Here is a 19,039-nt window from a genome sequence, read left to right on the forward strand (position 1 = left end):
GTAAACAAAATGGCACTTAAAATGCACAATGAAGGCAATGATGTAAGAGTTTTTATGCCAAGATTTGGACAAATAAGTGAAAGAAAGTTCCAACTCCACGAGGTTATTCGTCTTTCCGGGATGAATATTATTATTAATGATCTTGATCAGCCTCTGATTATTAAAGTAGCGTCTCTTCCAGGGGAAAGACTTCAGGTTTACTTTATAGACAATGAAGAGTATTTCAAAAGAAAACAATATTATTTTGATGACGAAGGGGTTTCATTTGAGGATAATGACGAAAGAGCAATCTTTTTTGCCAGAGGAGTAATAGAAACCATTAAAAAGCTTAACTGGGTTCCTGATGTCATTCACCTGAACGGCTGGATGGCCTCTTTCGTGCCCATTTATCTTAAAACGTACTACAAATCTGATACTTATTTTAAAGACGCTAAAATTGTACTTTCCTTATATAATGAGAAAGACGCTCCTTTAAACGAAAAAATAGGAGGAAAACTGGAATTCGATAATATTTCCGGGTTAAAAGCGTTAGATAATCCGAGCTTTCAATCCTTTGTGATTGAAAGTATGAACTATGTAAACGGGGTGGTGAAGGGAGATGAATTCCTTAACGAAGAACTGGATAAAGCCTTCAATGAGACTTCAACTCCGAAATCGGAATACCTCGACATAGATTCTATAAACAAACTTTATTAAAATAAAACACACATTTTAATGACTCATACTATTAAAAGAGCTTTCGCCATTCTTTCTCTGGCGATTTTTGGAAGTGCATTGCTTTATAATTGTGAACCGGATCCGGATTCTTTAGGAGAGCAGTTATTTTTAGGAGATGCAGCTCAGGGTAATGAAACACCTTATGATGTTATTGCCTATAATATTCTCAATAATGATACTATTAAAAGTGATGCCACCCAATTAGGGGCTGCAGTTTTGGGGGCTTTCAAGGAAAATCAGTTCGGAATGCAGAGAGCATCTTATATTACCCAGTTGAGATTGACCAGCTATAATCCTGATTTTGGGACCAATGCGGTAGTTGACTCTGTAGTTCTAGTGATGAAGCCAACTTATGCAACAGATTCATTAACGACAACCACTGATGAAAACTATGTTTATCCGGATGGAAATGTAGCGGCTAAAAAAGAAGTGAAAACATATCCCATTAATAAATATGGTAAGGCTAAAAAAACTTTGCATATCAACGTTAATGAAGTAACCGAATTCTTAAGAGGAGCAACAGATTCTGTTAAATCCAATGCAACTTTTGCTTACGATGCCACTGTACTGGGTTCAAAAGAACTGAATGGAAATGTAAGTGTTGTTACCATTACTAAAGATTCTGATAATTCATCACTGTTTGCTACTTCCACTACGCCCAATTTCAGAATACAGCTGAATAAAAATGTATTCCAGCAGAAAATTATTGATAAAAAAGGGAAACCTGAGCTTCAGGATGCAGCCAACTTTATCAGACATTTCAAAGGTCTTAGAATTTCTGTAACGGAAGATGACGGTTATTTGTTCCAGTTTTCTCCGAATGATATGGAATTAATTATGTATTATAAGTATGATAAGACAGACAATGGAACTACTACAAGGCCACAAGCCACCTACACATTTGCTTTAGGTGCAGGAAATACCCATATTGGACAGTATGAGTATGACAGAGCCGGATCGGCATTGTCTACCGGAGCTACAGGGAATCAGGTAATAGGAGATAAAAAATTATATACCCAGGGAATGGGTGGCCCTTCAATCGGGATTAAAATTCCTTCAACGGAGATAGATAAGCTTAAGAAATTGTATAATGATAAAAAAGCAGCAATCATTAGTGCTAAAATCAGAATATATACAGATAAAAATTCATGGGATACTAAATATACAAACCCAACTGCGTTTACTTTCTTACAGAAATATAAAGATCCTACCAAGCTTAATTCTGCTGGTCAACCTTCAACAGTAACTAAATTCACTGATGATCTGATTAATTTTTCAGGTCTCACAGGATATACAATCTATAAGTCTTATGATTTAGATAAAACTCCGGCACACTATGACTTTGTTGTCACAAAATCTGTAAAAGATCTTGTAGAAAAAGCAGATTATGACGCTACTAAAAGAGCTACTTTATATTTCAGAATTGATATGGGAAGTTTCCTGGCTACTTCAGATAATACTGGTTTAGCAGGAGCAAAATATACTTCCAGAGCTTATAACAGAGCTCGGGCTGTCTTTGTAGGATCTGATACTGAGGCAACAAACGCCAATAAGGCTAAGTTAATAGTTACTTATGGAACAAAATAAAAAATTTAAACAAACACTTCATAAAATATGTGCGGAATAGTAGGATATACAGGCTTTCAAGATGCCTATAATATTGTAATTAATGGTCTTAGAAGACTGGAATATAGAGGTTATGACAGTGCCGGAATAGTTCTGGAAAATGTAAATGACAAACTTAGCGTAGAAAAAACAAAAGGGAAAGTTGACGATCTTGTGGACATTTCTGAGCAGCTGAAAGGTATTGCAAAAACAGGAATGGGGCATACACGTTGGGCAACCCACGGGGTTCCCAGTGACAGAAACTCTCACCCGCATTTATCCAATAATGGTAAAATTGCCATTATTCACAATGGTATTATCGAAAATTATGATACCATTAAAACAATGCTTAAAGAAAAAGGATTTACTTTTAAATCTGAAACCGATACTGAAGTGCTGGTCAATCTGATTCAGTATTTTATGGATATAAACCCTGAAACGGAATTCCCGACAGCAGTACGATATGCACTTAATGAAGTGTATGGCGCTTATGCAATTACGGTAATGCATGAAGATTATCCGGGAGTTTTAGTGGTGGGAAGATTAGGTTCTCCTTTGGCAATCGGAATTGGTGAAAAAGAATACTTTATTGCCTCTGATGCTTCTCCTTTCGTAGAATTTACAAAAGAAGCGATCTATCTTGAAGAAGGGCATATGGCAACTATTTCTTTGGAAAAAGGAGTTGATATCAGAACGATCAATGACAATTCTAAAATAGAAGCAGAAATCCAGGAACTGAAATTAAGCCTTGAGCAGATAGAAAAGGGAGGGTATGAACATTTCATGCTTAAAGAAATTTTTGAACAGCCGAAATCTGTTCATGATACCATGAGAGGAAGACTGATTGTAGATGAAGGCGTAATTAAAATGGCCGGAATCTGGGATCATGTAGAGAAATTTAAAAATGCCAACAGAATCATCATTATTGCTTGCGGTACTTCTTGGCATGCAGGTCTTATCGGTGAATATCTTATTGAAGAATACGCGAGAATTCCTGTTGAAGTAGAATATGCTTCAGAATTCAGATACAGAAACCCGATTATTACCGACAAAGATGTAGTGATTGCGATTTCTCAATCCGGCGAAACAGCTGATACCATGGCTGCATTAAAATTAGCAAAAGAAAAAGGAGCATTTATTTACGGAATCTGTAACGTGGTAGATTCATCTATTGCAAGAATTACAGATGCAGGCTCATATACTCACGCTGGTCCTGAAATCGGGGTTGCTTCTACAAAAGCATTTACTGCACAGCTTACTATTCTTTCTTTAATTGCACTTAAACTTGGAAATCATAATGGTAATTTAGGAAATGCAGAATTCATGAGGTTGATTTCAGAATTGGATGCTATTCCTAAGAAAATCGAAGAAGTATTAAATACGACCCATGAATTGACCCAGAATATTGCTAAAGATTTTATAAGCGCGACCAACTTCCTGTATTTAGGAAGGGGATATAACTATCCGGCTGCACTCGAAGGAGCATTAAAACTGAAGGAAATCTCTTACATTCATGCTGAAGGATATCCTGCTGCAGAAATGAAGCATGGTCCGATCGCCTTAATTGATGAAAATATGCCGATTGTAATCATCGCCCCTAAAAAAGGTCATTATGATAAAATCGTGAGTAATGTTCAGGAGATAAAGGCCAGAAAAGGAAAAATTATTGCAGTAGTCAATAAAGGAGATACCCAGGTAAGTGCAATGGCAGACTATGTAATTGAAATTCCTGAGACCTCAGAATGCTTCTCACCTATCGTAGCATCAGTCCCATTACAGCTCTTAGCTTACTATATTGCTGTATATAGAGGTGCCAATGTAGACCAGCCGAGAAATTTGGCAAAATCTGTTACGGTAGAATAGAAATATTTGCTCATAAAATAAATGGGTTTCGTTAGAATAGAATAAAAAAATACTTGTAAATAAAATAAATTTAGATTTCTTTCGTTATTTCAAAAAAAATCTTAAAAGTTTCTTAAAAAAATTATATATTTACGGCTTAATTATAAAAATTAACATGAAAAGGATATTTCTTTTATTATTGTCTGCGTCGGTAGCGTCGGTATCTTGTTCAGGTGGTGGATCTTCTTCTGTAGGGAAGCCAGGAACAAAAGGAGAATTGATACCTAGAGAAAAAACGAAATCATTTGTTGCGGAAAGACCATACGGTATGGTTGCAATTCCTGCAGGATCATTCATTGCAGGTTTAGCTGATCAGGATATCACTAATACTCCTGAGAAAGCATCATTGAAAACAGTAACCGTTTCATCTTTCTTTATGGATGAGGCAGAAACTACTAATGCAGAGTACAGGGTATTCATTAATTATGTAAGAGATTCTATTGCCAGAACTCTGCTTGCTGAAGCTGCCGGAGAAGGTGGCGAAGGTGGAGGCAGAGGTGCTACAATAGGTGATTATGCATACCTTGCTAAAAAAGAGGAAAATTTAACACCGTATCAAGAATATTTAGAGGGACAAGGAGGTAGAGAAGACGGAGGTTATGACGTAAATAAAAGATTAGACTGGAAAATCCCATTACACTGGAATACTTCTAAATATCCGGATGTAGAATATGCGGAAGTTCTTGAATCTTTATATTTACCGGCTTCTTCAAGAATCGGTAACGAAAGAATTCTTGATGTTAGTAAGTTAAAATACAATTATCAGTGGGGAGATATGGATGCAGCATTGGCTGACAACGAAAGAGGAGTAAACTACCTTAAGAGTGAAAGCATTGCCATCTATCCGGATACTACAGTCTGGGTAAAAGATTTCCACTTCGCTTATAACGAGCCATTATTTGAACAGTATTTCTGGCACAAAGCCTACAAGGATTATCCTGTTGTTGGGGTAACCTGGGATCAGGCAAGAGCATACTGTAATTTCAGATCTAAACTGAAAACAGATTATAATGAAAGCTTGAAAAGAAGAAAACAAAGACCATTACAATTCCGTCTTCCTACAGAAATTGAGTGGGAATATGCAGCGAGAGGTGGCATGCAAAATGCGACTTATCCTTGGGGGGGGCCATATTTAATGGATGACAGAGGTTGCTATCTGGCCAACTTTAAGCCAAAGAGAGGTAACTACATGGAAGATGATAAAAAAGGTACTTATACATATACAGCTCCGGTAAAGAAATTTAGTAAAAATGGATATGGGTTATTTGATATGGCTGGAAACGTTTCTGAATGGACAGAATCTGCATATAACAATTCTTCTTACGGGTTCTCTTCTACATTAAATCCTTCTACGAAAGATAAAAAAGATACAAAGAGATCAGTAAGAGGTGGATCTTGGAAAGACATAGGTGCTATGCTTATGACTGGTGCGAGAGATTGGGAAAGAAAAGATTCTGCCAGAAGTTACATTGGATTTAGAACAGTACAGGATATTCCTGAGGCTGCTGTTAAAGCAAAAAGAGTTAACAGAAACAAATAATCAACCATACAATTATTTTTCAATAACAATTTAATCATTAAAAAAAACTACTTATATGTTTAAGACTAAAGATGCTTGGATGAATTTCTTCTATTCGTTCGGTGCTGCAATTGTAATTCTTGGAGCTTGGCTTAAAATTACTCACATTAACATCGGGCCTATCAGTGGTAACGTAGCGCTTACAGTAGGGCTTATCACTGAAGCTATTATCTTCATTATTTTTGCCTTTGACCCTCCGAAATCTGAAGAATCTTATGCCTGGGAAAATGTTTATCCTGAATTGTTAGATAAACATGCTAACCCTAACCCATTACACTCTAATGTGTCTTCAAGAAATAATGCAGCTCAGTTTGCAGAATTGGAAAATTCTCTTTCAACTAAATTGGATAAGATGCTTCAGGATGCAAAATTAGATGTTCAATTATTCGAAAGATTAAGAACAGGAATTGATAAATTTTCAACTTCAGTAGATCAAATCAACCAGACTGTTGATGTTTCTGCTTCTACTCATAAATATAATGATCAGTTAAACAAAGCTGCTGAGCATATGGAAAGCATGAATGCTTTATATACAATGCAGTTGGAGAGTGGAAAAAGACAGTCGGAATTTGCTAACAAATATGTTGCAGATATGCAAAAATCTGCTGAACAATCTGAAAAATTCAATCAGGAACTACAAGGTTTAACAACTAATTTAAATAGCTTAAATAGAGTATATGGTGGTATGTTAACTGCTATGAAGTCTTAATTTCCAAACCATTTCTAAAATTTAATTTTTAATCCAAAACAAAAGAAAAAAGAATGGCACAAGGAAAACAGACTCCACGTCAGAAGATGATCAACCTAATGTATCTGGTGTTCATCGCTATGATGGCCCTAAATATTGATGCGGAAATCATCAGATCATATTATGATTCTACAAAAGCACTTAACGAGACAAGAACTTTAACAGAAAGAAAGAACGAGAAAATTTTCGAAAAAACTTTAGAAGCTAAAGCTCAGCAGGTACCGGATACCTATGCAGAGCCTTGGGAACAGTACAAAGTTTTAAAAACGAAAATCGATGCGTTGGTGAATGCTGCTCAGGGTATTAAAAATACACTGAATACGGAATCAGAATTTCGTGATAGAGATCCTGAAACCAAAAAAGAACTTGATGTAAGTGAAAATTTTGCTGCACTTAACAACAATGAAGCTACTACACAGTATTTCTTCAATGATGGAGATGAAAATTCTCCTTCTAAAAAAGCGATGGAATTAAAATCAAAAATAGATGATGTAAGAAATTATATCAATACTACTTTTGGAAACAACGCCCAATTGAAAGACTTGGTTGAAAGAGCTAATAAATCTCTTATTGCTGAATATCCTAAAGGTAAATCTCCTAATGAGAAAACATGGTTCCAGAACAAATTCTATCATCAGCCATTAATTGCGGCAATCTCAAATTTAGAGATTATCCAGAATGATGCCAGAAACGTTCAGTCTGATGCATTAGCATTATTACTACAGGAAAAAGTAGATGCAAGCATTAAATTCTCAAGCTATGAGCCTATCGTTTCCGGGCCGGTTGATATCCAGGCAGGTAAACAGGCAGAAGTTAAAGTAATGTTGGGAACTTATTCTACAAGCAATAAGATCGCTATTACAGGAGTTAGCAAAGTAGAAAACGGAAAAGGGATCATCCCTATTACAGGATCAGGTATCGGAGAGCATACATTAAGCGGTACAGTTACTTTAACAGATGCAAGCGGTAAACCTCAGAGTTTCCCTTGGACACATACTTATAACGTAATCGCAGGTCCAAGAGAAGTAAAACTTGAAAAAGGATTATTACTTTCTGCCGATAAAATGAATGTAATGTATAGAAATCTTGAAAACCCTGTTTCAGGTTCTATATTAGGTGCTGATAACTCAAGATTATCATTATCCGCTCCGGGTGCTTCGGTGAAGAGTACCGGACCTGGTAAATGGAATGTAAGACCGGGAGCAGGAAATGTTCTTAAACTTACATTGTCAGGAATTGACCCTTACGGAAAATCTGTATCGCAGATATTTGAGTACAGAATTAAAAATGTACCTCCACCACAAGGACAGATCAGAGGAAAAGTTTCTTTAACTCTACCGGCAACATCGGTTGAAAATCAAAATCTTCAGGCTGTAATTCCAGACTTTGATTTCCCTGTATCGTTCAATGTGACATCGTTTATGGTAAGAGTTCCTGGTAGAGCATCTATGCTTATTCAAGGGAATTCATTACAAAATGCAGCAGGATTGTTCAAAAACTTAAGAGCTGGAGATGGTGTATATATCTTTGAAATAAAAGCAACCGCTAACGGATTAGGAGACATGAAAATTCCAAATATTTCACCGGTATTAATTAATATCCAATAAAATTAATAGAGAATTATGAAAAAATATATTAGCAGTTTTTTAGTATTAGTTTCGGGATTTGCTTTTTCCCAGACTATCCTGAACGCTTCTTCTCCGGAAGAGTTCAGAAAAATGAGAGCTGAGAACAAAATTAAAGTAGGAGATACTGTTGTCGATAAAACTGTAAAACCTTTGGAATACGGATTTGTTGAGGATAAGGACATCTTGAAAAGTATGTATATCTGGGAAGTTATTGATATGAACGATAAAATCAATCAACCTTTCTACTACAACAATCCGGATGGCTTATTAGCTACAGAAACAAAATCTCTCTATAAATTATTATTGGACGGTGCTCTGAACGGTGATATTAAAGAAGTTTACGATGATGAAAACTTCGTTACAAGACTTACTCCTCAGCAAATCAAAGACAGATTGGTGAGCGTTCGTGTTGACGATGAAGCGGTAAACATCCTAAACAGTGGCCGTCAGCTTACTGAGCAAGAGAAAAAAGAACTTACAGACGTTTATGAAACGACAACAGATAAAGTTAGAGTTTTGAAAATATTCGGTATGTGGTTCATAGATAAAAGAGATGGTCAGATGAAATACAGACCATTAGGAATTGCTGCGATGGGACCAGATCCACAAATGATTGGCAGATTAGGCCCTGATGGAAAACCTTTGGATGGAGCTAATGATCTGATTGATCTGTTCTGGGTATTCTACCCTAATGCAAGAGATGTTTTAGCTAACAATTTTGTTTATAACAGAAAAAATTCGGCGGCTGACTTATCTTTTGATGACCTTATCAATGCAAGAAGATTCTCTTCTGTGATCTTTAAATCTTCAACAGGCTTAGGAAATGGTACTATTAAAGACTATATTCCAAGAAATGCCGATGAGCAGATCGAAGAAAGTGACAGAATCAAATCACAGATTCTTGACATGGAAAATGATATGTGGAATTACTAGATTTCACTTGATAATTATAGAAAACCTGAGTATTTTTACTCAGGTTTTTTTATTATGAAAAATGTAGACTATATTATTGTTGGAGACGGATATGCGGCACTCTTTTTTGCTCACCAGTTGATCAGAAATAATAAATCCTTTGTGATTTATTCCGAAAGCCGTAAAAGCGCTTCACAGGTTTCGGCAGGAATTATTAATCCTGTAGTCCTCAAAAAATTCACCACATTCTGGCTTGCCCAGCAGCAGATTGATTTTCTGAAAAGTACCCTTCAGGAAATAGAATCTTATACCGGTAAAAATTACCTGGTTCAGGCCCCGATTCATAGGGTTTTCCATGATGAGAACGAGCAGAAGTTATGGTTGAAGAAATCTGACAATAATGAATTGTCCCAATTTTTGAATAAAGAATTTGAACGTGTGGATGTTGTAAATAATCCTTTTAATACAGGAAAGGTAAACCAATCGGCAAGGCTTGACGTCAATGGGTTTTTCAATGATTTTTTTCTTTTTTTTGAAGAAAATAAACAACTTATTAAGGAGAAGTTCGATTATCATAAATTAAATGTTTCAGAGTCTGTTTATAGTGATGTTTCGTTTAAAAATATCATTTTCTGTGAGGGAATGGGAGTAAAAGAAAATCCGTATTTCTCTGATATTCCTGTGAATCCGAATAAAGGTCATCATATTAAGGTGAGACTTTCAGAAGCTATTCCTCAGAATCTCACGATTAAAAAGAAACATTTTCTGTTCCCAACCCATAATGACCTGTACTTTTATGGTGGAACCTATGACAGAGAACAATTGCATCATCATATTGATGAGTCAGCCGTTGAGCAGCTGGTAAATGGCTTATCAGAAGTTTATCCCTATGACTTTGAGATAAGTGAAGTGAATTTTGGCTTTAGACCTACCGTAAAAGACAGAAGACCCATTATTGGAGTGCATCCTGAAAATAAAAACTTATACGTTTTTAATGGCCTGGGAGCAAGAGGAATTTTAAATGGATGTTATTTCTCAAAGAGTTTATATGATTTCATAGAAAATAATATCCCGTTGCATGAAGAAGTTTCTTTAAGCAGGTTCAGATAAAATCCGTTATGTTCCTGGTAAAAAAAAGAGGATGCAAATAGTTAATACAGAACGGGATGAGTCTCTGGTATCAACATATTTGCATTCCTGCTTCCACTTCACTGAATAATTTCGTAGATATTATCTACACTTCAAATAAACACTTATTGTATTTTTTATCTTAGTTAGAAAAAAAGAGTGAGCGTATTAATTATTCTACGCTCACTAACCAAATCCTTATTCGGGAACAAATTTGTGTTTTTAAACTAACCTTTAGAATATGTTTCAAAGATAAAGCCGATAATTGAAAAATTCACTACTGCAATTTTACTTAATTTGTTTAACGTGTTGTATCATAGTATTTTGTATTTTTTAATGAAGTGTTAATGAAGTATATGGTATTATAATCAATAGATTTTTAATTAAAATGATCCACTGATTCTGATTTTGAAAAACAAGAATACATGAAATTTTAAGGGTAGATTCTACAATTCCATCATCCATTTATTCAGATCTACATCCGAAGCAAGCTCTAATTTCTTTCTTAACCGGTATTTTCTGGATTCAATAGTCCGGATAGAAATGTTCTTGTATTGAGCAATGGTTTTGGTAGAAAGGTTCAGCCTTAGAAAAGCACTGAATCTGATGTCATTTGCGGTAAGGTGAGGATACTTTGTAACAAGGGTTTCATAAAAATCAGGATAAACTTCTTTAAAACGGGTAAGGAAAAAAGGATCATTGGTCATTGCAAGCTTAGATAATTCCTCAAAAGCTGTGTTGAGCTTGCTTTTCAGCTCATCGGTTTCATGCATTGTTTCAATGATAATTTCATCTTTCTGCCTTTGATTTTTTAAATATTTTTTGGTTAAAAAAATCAACAGGAATAGGGAAGTGACAGCAATAATGGAGATTAATGCGTAAAATTTTACCCGTTCTTTTCTTTCTTTCTGAGTTTCTTCGTTTATAATTTTATCTACAGGAATTTGCATTGCTTCCCTTTCAGAATCATTAATGCTGTCTTTAAGATCAGAATATCTTTCCAGGAATTCATTTTTTTTGCTTGTATCATTAAGAAATTTATAGGTATCTGAAATTGCTTTATATGCGTTTTTAATATCTACTTTACGGTGAAGCCTTGTGGAAATAGCGAGAGACTGAAAGTAATAGTCCAGAGCTTTTTCATAATTCTGCCTTTCAGTGTACAGTTTTCCAAAAGCAAATAAAGTCATTGATTTTTGATAAAGGCTGTAATCTTCAGAAATCTTTAAAGCCTTATTGAGGTAGTGCTCTGTAGAATCCAGCTCTTTGGCTTTCAAATGTTTTTCTGCAATATGTACGAAAGTAAGCGGCTGAGCTGACAGCTCCAAACGCTTCTGTTGTATGGCATTAATAGAATCTACACGGTGCAGCTCTTCAAAATTGGCCAGCTTCCAGGTATAATAAAAATATAAGAGCTGCTCTCTCTGCTTTTTGTCGGTAATTTGCTTGGCAAAATAAATTGAGGAGTCCAGACTGCTGTTGGATTGCTGTATAAGTCCCAGAGAAGCATAGTTTCTGCTATATTCCCCGTACATTTTTGCACACAGAACGTAATTTTTAATCTTTCTTAGTTTTTCTTCTGCTTTTTGAAGATATTCCAGACTTTCCTTATACCGGTGAAGAGACCATAAAAGACCACCCATATTGATATATGCGGCTGTTAAGCCATTTACATTATTTTTCTTTTCAAATAATTGTATAGCGTTTTGGTTTAATTGAATGCTCGACTGCATATTACCCTGCAGCCTTAATTTTTCTGTAAGACTGTCAAGCTCTTTTATGCTATAATTTTGTGCCGGATATTGAATGAAAAATAATAAAAATAGGCTATAGAATGCTTTTTTGAAACATGAATTTGGGAACATACATTTTGTTTTTAAGGTGCAAAATTAATTTATAACATCACTACTATTTAACTATGGTGTATTAACCCTGTTATTATATATTTATTCTTAATATAAATTGTTTCATAAATGATTATATTACAATAGTTTGTATTTAATTTTATTGTTTTTATATTGATAATTATTTTAGATTATATATAAAATTAATTATTAAATAAATATCATCTGTAGATTTACTGAAAAATATTTATTTTTAATGATATAATAGTTCTTTCGTTGAGTTTCAGAGTGCTTACTTGAATAAAGCGCTAAAAATAAAAGTATTCTTAGAAATTTTCAATCATTAAACTGAAGAATAACTCCACAAATAGCAACTATATTTTATAAATATTTTCTACTTCATTTATACTGTATTGTGTGTTTTATATTGCTTAAAATCAGTTATTTATTTTGTTGAAGTGTAATTGCAGTATCTCATTTTATAGATATTGGTTCTACTTTTGTGACCAGATTTTATTGAATAGGTATTCTGGAAAATAAAGTTCAGATTCAATTGAAATTTAATAACACACTAAGAAAAATGGAAAACAGAATTTTTACATGCTTGTTCCTTTTGGCAGGCACGCTAGCCCTGGCACAAGTGGGAGTTAATACGCCGGATCCTCAGGCAACGCTTGATGTGGTCGCAAAGAACGCAACAGGAACCGCCAGGACTGCAGAGGGTTTATTGGTCCCAAGAGTAGACCGGCAGAGAGCACAATCCATGACAGGAGTTACTACTTCTACACTGGTTTATGTTAATAACATTGCTACCGGAACGGCAGCCGGAACAGCAGTTAATATCAACACGACAGGATATTACTATTTTGACGGCAATGTTTGGGTAAAGGTAAACTCAGGACCCATAAGTGATAATAATATTTATAATACCAACGGAAGCCTTATAGGAAATCGTATTGTTACCCAGGGAAAAAATACATTAACCTTTAATTCTGATGCTGTTAACGGATTTTCTGTAGACGGAAGTACTTTTTCAGTAGATGCCGCTAATAATAGAGTAGGTATTGGTACTGCTTCTCCGGACAAGAAACTTGATGTTCGTTCTGCTTCTGCCGGTGCTGTAAGGATCCAGGATGGAACTCAGGGAGATGGCTATGTGCTTACTTCAACGGCAGATGGAACCGGTATCTGGAAACAGCCAAGAGCCCAGGTAATAAGAGGTGCCACTACAGGAGGATATGATTTTCCTTTTGCCGTTATTTCAGAATATAGATATACCGGTGCATCTATTACTTTACCACCGGGAAAGTGGCTGGTTACCATTAGCCAGCTAATTTATCCGCAAGGGGCAAATTTAACGGCAAATGACTGGATGTTTGTAAGAAGTACATTTTCAGAGCAGAATTTAACAGCAACAGGGCAAGTGGGTGTGCAATCCGCAGATGTTAATAATATGCCGACGTTAATGAGTTTTCAGGTAAGTGGTCCATATACGCAAGGTCAGCTTAGGCTTGATGTCAAGACCGGTTCAGTATATATTAATAATAGCTCCAACGGAAATAAAACATATCGATATATTGCTGGTGGTACTGCTGTAGGGGGAAATGTTGCCGGAGCCTATCTTAAAGGTTTAGGCGGCGGCTGGGCTGAAAATTCTCTTGTTGCTACTGCAATCAATTAAACATTGTAAGACAATGAAAAAATAAAAATTCCCTCAGCTTAAAAACAGAAATATTTAAAATAAATTTTCAGTAAATATACATCAAAGATTAAAAACATGTAAAACGGTTGTAAATAAAGGCTTTACAGCCGTTTTATGATTTTTTGGTAATGAGGTGAAATGCAGTAAAAAAGGGAGGTTTGGCAAAAGTAAGGTTACTATTTCATTACTTTTAAAGACCGAAACGAAAATTTTTATTCATCTGTATTTCAGCTTTTTGCATAGTTTTTCATATTGTTCAGGAGCTCACGTTTAATTTTATCATTAAGAATTGTGAGTATGGGAACGATAAAAAAATCAACGTTTAAGGTATTGTTCTACCTTAAAAAGAATGCCCCGAAGAAAAACGGAAAGGTTGCGATTATGTGCCGAGTTATCCTCGTTTGAATTTCCAATCTGTTTCATTTCTTTTGCTTTTTTAATGGTCGCTCACCGGTAATCATCATATCTGCTTTACCCCAACGGATGTAATTGAACGCATCAATAATTGCAGTATTTGAAGTGGCACAAGCCGAAACTGTGGTAAAATTTATCCCTCTTAAACCGTGTTTGATTGAAATTACTCCCGAAGCAATATCTACAATCATTTTGGGTATAAAGAAAGGGTTAAACCTTGGGGTTTCATCACCTTTCACAAACTCAGTTACTTGCTGTTGAAATGTACTAATACCTCCATTACCCGAATCCCAAATAACCCCAATACGATTTCGGTTTAATTTTTCAAAATCAATATTAGCGTTTTTTATAGCTTCATCAGTAGCAATTAAGGCATATTGTGTATACAAATCGTACTTTCTTGCTTCTGCTTTTTCAATGTAATTTAATGGGTCAAAATTTTTGGGTTCGCAACCAAATTTTGTTTTAAATTTTGTGGTGTCAAATTTTGTGATGCGGTGCAGCACCGCTTACACCGTTTTTCAGCGAACTCCAAAAATCATTTACATTATTTCCGATCGGTGTTAACGCTCCAAACCCTATGATAACTACTCGTTTCATACCTTTTTATTATTTATATTTTCAACAATTATAAAAATTCACTTGACAAAGATTTTGGCAAAATTTATCAAGTGCATCTTTATTAGATTTTATGTTTATTATGTTTCAAATTTCAAGAAGTTATTAATGTAATTAGAAACCAGAACGGGGTATTGATGATGTGGACCATGCCCAGATTCGGGAAGTATAATCAGTTGTAATGTTGGTGCATCTCTTAAAAGTGGAAACCAATTTTCAACAGCAAAAGAAATATCGTGGTCGCCCTGAATTGCTAAAACAGGTTGCTTTAACATTTGGTATGCACCTCTGAAATTTTCTTTATCTTCTTTTACTCCCTGAGCTGATGCTAACATTTTCTGCATCAATTCTTGAGTTGCAGGAATTTTACTAACATCTAATCGCTTTGTAATTCTGTTGTGTGAAGCTGTAGCTGCTACTCTGCTTTTTTCAGATTGTGGCTCAAAGAACAACACTATTTCATCTTCTAAATCATTTACAGGTTTTAATGCTCTTTTAAAAAATTCAGGGTCAAAAGGGACTTTGTTTTCTCCCGGTGGATTACTGCCTAAAATGACTGTCTTTAGAACTCTTTCAGGATAATAGAACATTACATATTGTGCTATTAAACCACCCAAAGACCAGCCTAATATATTGAATTTATCAATTTTCAAATGATCTGCCAACTGAATGGCTACTGATGAAAGTTCTTTCATATCCGTTGGGTAAGAACCTTCAGAATGCCCTATTCCGGGATAATCAAATAAAACAACTTGATTTTCTTTTGCTAACTGGTCAAGGAATAGGGGATCCCAAGTATCTAATACCCCTCTGAAACGATTTGCGAATAATAATGGTGTACCTGTACCAAATGATCGAAATGCTATTTTGTTACTTGATAACTCAGCAAATTGAGTTATTGCTGTACTTGATATTGCAGTCATATGTTTGATATTTATTTAAGTTGCTCACGTAATCCATTCATTACTTTTAACGCTTCAGAAGGATTTGCTAAATGCAAACGATAAATGTCTTCGGTTTGTCCGACACGGATTTCCAAATCGTCATTTTCAAATCCATTGATGAATTGTGTTGCTACTTCTGATGCAGGAATACCATTGTGCCCGCCAATCGGTGCAGAAAATTCGGTGTCCACCAAAGGTGGCATTAGTTCAAACACTTTTACGGAAGAAGAAACTTCTTTATTTAATGCAATACGCAGTGATTGTGTGTAAGAGTGCAAAGCTGCTTTGCTTGCCGAATATGTTGCTAAACTACCCGGTACAAATGCAACAACTGATGAAACATTTACGATTGCTGCTTCTTTTTGTTGTTTGAGCAGTGGCAACAATTTCTCATTCAGTCGGATAATTGAAAAATAATTGGTAAGCATTTCCTCTTGTGCTTTTTCCACAGCGTTTACATTTTCGGCTGCAAGATTGTAAACGTGTGCAGCACCTGCGTTGTTAATCAGCACATTTAATTCTTTGTGTTCTGATTTAACTTTTTCAACCAAAGCATTTGTTTCTTCTTCATTTGTAATATCGCATTGAATGCCTGTTGCGTTAGGCAATAATTGTAATGCTTTTTCTAAACGCTCTTTTGTTCTGCCTGTAATGATTACTTTGTTTCCGTTTGCTGAAAACAATTTTGCAATTTCTAATCCTATTCCTGCTGTTCCGCCCGAAATAAGAACGGTGTTGTGTTTTGTGTTCATTTTATTATTGTTTTAATTGTTTCTTTTCTCGTGTGATGCCATAATACTTTGCTGTTACTTCTGATTGTTACCTTTTAGATGTTCATTATATCAATTATTTGAGATTGATTTCACTTAGATTTATTAATACTAAAACAGGTTCTGGCTGAACAGTTGTATTATCCTGATTACGAATAAACACCTGTCTTTTTGTTGGGAATTTTATACCTTGTACTTCCGTGTAATTGTAGAGATAATGAGCACTTGCAACATTTTCAGAAATTTCCACAGTATAATCGTGTCTGCGGATTAACCCTGCTTTGTCAATGTAGAAAGTCTGAATGCGGCTGTGTGTTGCGACGGTATCGGGAAACACAACCTGCAATCTTCGGAATGTTTCTCCATTTTCTTCCCAAGGTTCAATTTCAGTTACATCATAATCGGGGTTTGCAAAACAAAATGGGGCATTGAAATAAATCCATATTGCATAACTGGCAAAGTAAAACGTCTGCAAACGTGTCCAAGGTGTTTCTCTTTTATGGTCTGAAAAAGACAATCTTGGATTTGAAAGCTCTTCAATAACATTATCACTCTCTGATAAAATTGATACGTGGTTCTCAACAAATGATGTGTGCCAATCTGCATAAGTTGGCCTAAAAGAAACAAATTGTTTTTGGGTATCAACGAATACATTTGTGTCTTTGATTATGCCCGGCTGTTGTTTTTTTATCCAGGTTAAGCCATCCACTTCTAAGTGAGCGGAAACACTTTTAAATTTTTCCCAATTTTCAAGCCCGCCGTGAGCCTCAATAGTAAATTCTAATAAACTGTTCATAGTATAATTGATTTTATTTTTTGTTTGTATTAAGATTTAGAAGCATACAAGTTGAAGTGCCATGAGCATAAAGAAGTCCGGCTTCATTTTTCAGATCGGCTTCTAATAACGCTGTCGTTTTGCCTACATGAATTACCCGACCTTCGCCAATCAATCTTCCACTTTTTAGTGTAACCGCTTTTATAAAATTGATTTTCAACTCCAATGTTGTATATGCAAATCCCTGTTCTAAAACAGAATGCAAGGCACAACCCATTACGGTGTCTAAAACTGTTGTAATTACACCACCGTGAACACTACCAATAGGATTAAAATGAAATTCCTGTGGCATCAATTCAAACCTTACAATCCCTTTTTCAAGATGAAGGGGGTGAATATCCAAAGTAGCTGCAAATGGTGGTTGTGGCAAACTTCCGTCCATAATACCACCTAATAATTCGATGCCGGACATTGATTTTGACATTTCGGCAATCTGCTGTGGATCAGCCCACTCGTAAGTTCTTTTTCTTTCTATTGTACTCATAACTTTTATGATTTGTATTTTAATTCAGATTTTCAACTACAATAGCCGAAGCACCACCGCCACCATTACAAATGCTTGCCACACCATATTTTCCTTTTTCTTGTTGCAATACATTTAAGAGTGTTACAATAATTCTTGCACCGCTTGCACCAATGGGGTGTCCTAATGCAACGGCACCACCGTAAACATTTACTTTGTTAATGTCAAAGCCCAGTAATTTTTGATTAGAAGGTACAACGGAAGCATAGGCTTCGTTGATTTCAAAAAAATCAATATCGGAGATAGACAACTTTGCTTGTGTTAATGCTTTTGTAATGGCAATGCTTGGCGAAGTAGTAAACCATTCGGGTGCTTGTGCGGCATCAGCATAAGAAACGATTTTCGCCAATGGTTTAAGATTGTATTTTTTTACGGCTTCTGCCGATGCTAATATCAATGCTGCGGCACCGTCATTTAGATTGCTTGAATTGGCTGCGGTTAAATTTCCGCTGGTTTCAAATGCAGGTTTTAGGGTGGATACTTTTTCGGGAATGAGTTTGAAAATATCTTCGTCTTTGTCTATTACAACGCTCTCGTTTTTTCTTAGAAGCTCAACGGGTGCAATCTCTGCCTTGAATTTGCCCTGCTCGGTTGCTTGCTGTACTCTTTGGTACGACTGCAAAGCATAATCGTCCAACTGGTTTCTTGTGAGGCTGAATTTCTCAACACCTAATTCGGCCGCACTTCCCATATGGATATCATTATACACATCCCACAAACCGTCTTTTGTCATTCCGTCTGTAAGTTTTAAGTCGCCAAGCTTTGTACCGTTGCGTAAGTAGGCATAATGAGGAACATTGCTCATACTTTCCATACCGCCTGTAACTACAATTTCATCCATACCTGTTTGAATTTGTTGTGCCCCAGAAGTTGTCGCTTTCAACCCAGAAGCGCAGACTTTGTTGATAGTTGTGGCATCTTTGTCATCAGGTATTTTCGAAAAAATAGCTGCTTGCCTTGCCGGAGATTGACCAACACCTGCACTTAATACATTGCCCATATACACGCTGTCAATCCATTCTGGATTTAGCAAAATGCTTTCGTATGCGTTTTGAATGGCAATAGCTCCTAATTGTGTCGCCGAAAAAACTGACAAACTACCCAACAAACTACCTATCGGTGTCCTTTTTGCTGATACTATAAATACTTCTCTCATTCTTTGTTTATAAA

Annotated in this window: 15 protein-coding genes and 1 pseudogene; 9 read left to right on the forward strand and 7 right to left on the reverse strand. The window is 35.7% G+C overall.

Going from position 1 to position 19,039, the window contains the following annotated elements; translation table 11 throughout:
• From PMI13_RS15565 to PMI13_RS15600, 8 genes are all read left to right on the forward strand, one after another.
• The coding region (locus PMI13_RS15565; protein WP_007845402.1) for a glycogen/starch synthase at positions 1-696 on the forward strand (696 nt) is incomplete at its 5' end.
• 18 nt (positions 697-714) lie between these two features.
• Entirely contained in the window at positions 715-2,304 is a 1,590-nt protein-coding gene (locus PMI13_RS15570; protein WP_007845403.1) for a DUF4270 family protein, read from the forward strand.
• Positions 2,305-2,331: 27 nt separating this feature from the next.
• Positions 2,332-4,185 (forward strand): glutamine--fructose-6-phosphate transaminase (isomerizing), encoded by a 1,854-nt coding sequence (gene glmS / locus PMI13_RS15575; RefSeq protein ID WP_007845404.1) that lies wholly within the window; start codon positions 2,332-2,334, stop codon positions 4,183-4,185.
• Between the two features lie 154 nt (positions 4,186-4,339).
• Complete coding sequence (gene porK / locus PMI13_RS15580) at positions 4,340-5,764, forward strand: T9SS ring complex lipoprotein PorK/GldK (RefSeq protein ID WP_007845406.1); 1,425 nt, start codon at positions 4,340-4,342, stop codon at positions 5,762-5,764.
• A 55-nt stretch (positions 5,765-5,819) separates the two neighbouring features.
• Positions 5,820-6,512, forward strand: coding sequence for a type IX secretion system motor protein PorL/GldL (gene porL, locus PMI13_RS15585; RefSeq protein WP_007845408.1), 693 nt, complete (start codon positions 5,820-5,822; stop codon positions 6,510-6,512).
• Between the two features lie 53 nt (positions 6,513-6,565).
• The gene (gene porM, locus PMI13_RS15590; RefSeq protein ID WP_007845410.1) at positions 6,566-8,158 is read left to right on the forward strand and encodes a type IX secretion system motor protein PorM/GldM; all 1,593 of its coding nucleotides are present in this window, start codon (positions 6,566-6,568) and stop codon (positions 8,156-8,158) included.
• 15 nt (positions 8,159-8,173) lie between these two features.
• Positions 8,174-9,112: a type IX secretion system ring subunit PorN/GldN gene (gene porN / locus PMI13_RS15595; protein WP_007845412.1), complete on the forward strand. Its 939-nt coding sequence runs from the start codon at positions 8,174-8,176 to the stop codon at positions 9,110-9,112.
• Positions 9,113-9,166: 54 nt separating this feature from the next.
• Positions 9,167-10,201: an NAD(P)/FAD-dependent oxidoreductase gene (locus tag PMI13_RS15600; RefSeq protein ID WP_007845413.1), complete on the forward strand. Its 1,035-nt coding sequence runs from the start codon at positions 9,167-9,169 to the stop codon at positions 10,199-10,201.
• 464 nt (positions 10,202-10,665) lie between these two features.
• Here PMI13_RS15600 and PMI13_RS15605 read toward each other — a convergent pair whose 3' ends face one another.
• Complete coding sequence (locus PMI13_RS15605; RefSeq protein WP_007845414.1) at positions 10,666-12,084, reverse strand: tetratricopeptide repeat protein; 1,419 nt, start codon at positions 12,082-12,084, stop codon at positions 10,666-10,668.
• A 559-nt stretch (positions 12,085-12,643) separates the two neighbouring features.
• On the opposite strand from PMI13_RS15605, the gene PMI13_RS20735 reads away from it, so the two are divergent.
• Entirely contained in the window at positions 12,644-13,744 is a 1,101-nt protein-coding gene (locus PMI13_RS20735; protein WP_007845415.1) for a hypothetical protein, read from the forward strand.
• Positions 13,745-14,214: 470 nt separating this feature from the next.
• Here PMI13_RS20735 and PMI13_RS15620 read toward each other — a convergent pair.
• The 6 genes and pseudogenes from PMI13_RS15620 to PMI13_RS15645 form a co-directional block, all read right to left on the reverse strand.
• Positions 14,215-14,779: pseudogene (locus tag PMI13_RS15620) on the reverse strand (beta-ketoacyl-[acyl-carrier-protein] synthase family protein); the annotation flags it as partial.
• Between the two features lie 98 nt (positions 14,780-14,877).
• Complete coding sequence (locus PMI13_RS15625; RefSeq protein WP_007845418.1) at positions 14,878-15,720, reverse strand: alpha/beta fold hydrolase; 843 nt, start codon at positions 15,718-15,720, stop codon at positions 14,878-14,880.
• 11 nt (positions 15,721-15,731) lie between these two features.
• On the reverse strand, positions 15,732-16,493 hold the full coding sequence (locus PMI13_RS15630; protein WP_007845419.1) for an SDR family oxidoreductase: 762 nt from the start codon (positions 16,491-16,493) through the stop codon (positions 15,732-15,734).
• Between the two features lie 94 nt (positions 16,494-16,587).
• Positions 16,588-17,307, reverse strand: coding sequence for a hypothetical protein (locus PMI13_RS15635; protein ID WP_007845423.1), 720 nt, complete (start codon positions 17,305-17,307; stop codon positions 16,588-16,590).
• 13 nt (positions 17,308-17,320) lie between these two features.
• On the reverse strand, positions 17,321-17,830 hold the full coding sequence (locus PMI13_RS15640; protein WP_007845425.1) for a PaaI family thioesterase: 510 nt from the start codon (positions 17,828-17,830) through the stop codon (positions 17,321-17,323).
• A gap of 19 nt (positions 17,831-17,849) precedes the next feature.
• Entirely contained in the window at positions 17,850-19,025 is a 1,176-nt protein-coding gene (locus tag PMI13_RS15645) for an acetyl-CoA C-acyltransferase (RefSeq protein WP_007845426.1), read from the reverse strand.
• Positions 19,026-19,039: the final 14 nt, after the last annotated feature.

Source organism: Chryseobacterium populi (assembly GCF_000282115.1).
In the GTDB taxonomy this organism is placed as follows: domain Bacteria; phylum Bacteroidota; class Bacteroidia; order Flavobacteriales; family Weeksellaceae; genus Chryseobacterium; species Chryseobacterium populi.

What these genes read in the sequence shown, in the direction of transcription:
- PMI13_RS15570 (WP_007845403.1), top strand. Translation starts at nt 715, where the DNA reads ATGACTCATACTATTAAAAGAGCTTTCGCCATTCTTTCTCTGGCGATT.
- glmS (WP_007845404.1), top strand. Translation starts at nt 2,332, where the DNA reads ATGTGCGGAATAGTAGGATATACAGGCTTTCAAGATGCCTATAATATT.
- porK (WP_007845406.1), top strand. Translation starts at nt 4,340, where the DNA reads ATGAAAAGGATATTTCTTTTATTATTGTCTGCGTCGGTAGCGTCGGTA.
- porL (WP_007845408.1), top strand. Translation starts at nt 5,820, where the DNA reads ATGTTTAAGACTAAAGATGCTTGGATGAATTTCTTCTATTCGTTCGGT.
- porM (WP_007845410.1), top strand. Translation starts at nt 6,566, where the DNA reads ATGGCACAAGGAAAACAGACTCCACGTCAGAAGATGATCAACCTAATG.
- porN (WP_007845412.1), top strand. Translation starts at nt 8,174, where the DNA reads ATGAAAAAATATATTAGCAGTTTTTTAGTATTAGTTTCGGGATTTGCT.
- PMI13_RS15600 (WP_007845413.1), top strand. Translation starts at nt 9,167, where the DNA reads ATGAAAAATGTAGACTATATTATTGTTGGAGACGGATATGCGGCACTC.
- PMI13_RS15605 (WP_007845414.1), bottom strand. Translation starts at nt 12,084, where the DNA reads ATGTTCCCAAATTCATGTTTCAAAAAAGCATTCTATAGCCTATTTTTA.
- PMI13_RS20735 (WP_007845415.1), top strand. Translation starts at nt 12,644, where the DNA reads ATGGAAAACAGAATTTTTACATGCTTGTTCCTTTTGGCAGGCACGCTA.
- PMI13_RS15625 (WP_007845418.1), bottom strand. Translation starts at nt 15,720, where the DNA reads ATGACTGCAATATCAAGTACAGCAATAACTCAATTTGCTGAGTTATCA.
- PMI13_RS15630 (WP_007845419.1), bottom strand. Translation starts at nt 16,493, where the DNA reads ATGAACACAAAACACAACACCGTTCTTATTTCGGGCGGAACAGCAGGA.
- PMI13_RS15635 (WP_007845423.1), bottom strand. Translation starts at nt 17,307, where the DNA reads ATGAACAGTTTATTAGAATTTACTATTGAGGCTCACGGCGGGCTTGAA.
- PMI13_RS15640 (WP_007845425.1), bottom strand. Translation starts at nt 17,830, where the DNA reads ATGAGTACAATAGAAAGAAAAAGAACTTACGAGTGGGCTGATCCACAG.
- PMI13_RS15645 (WP_007845426.1), bottom strand. Translation starts at nt 19,025, where the DNA reads ATGAGAGAAGTATTTATAGTATCAGCAAAAAGGACACCGATAGGTAGT.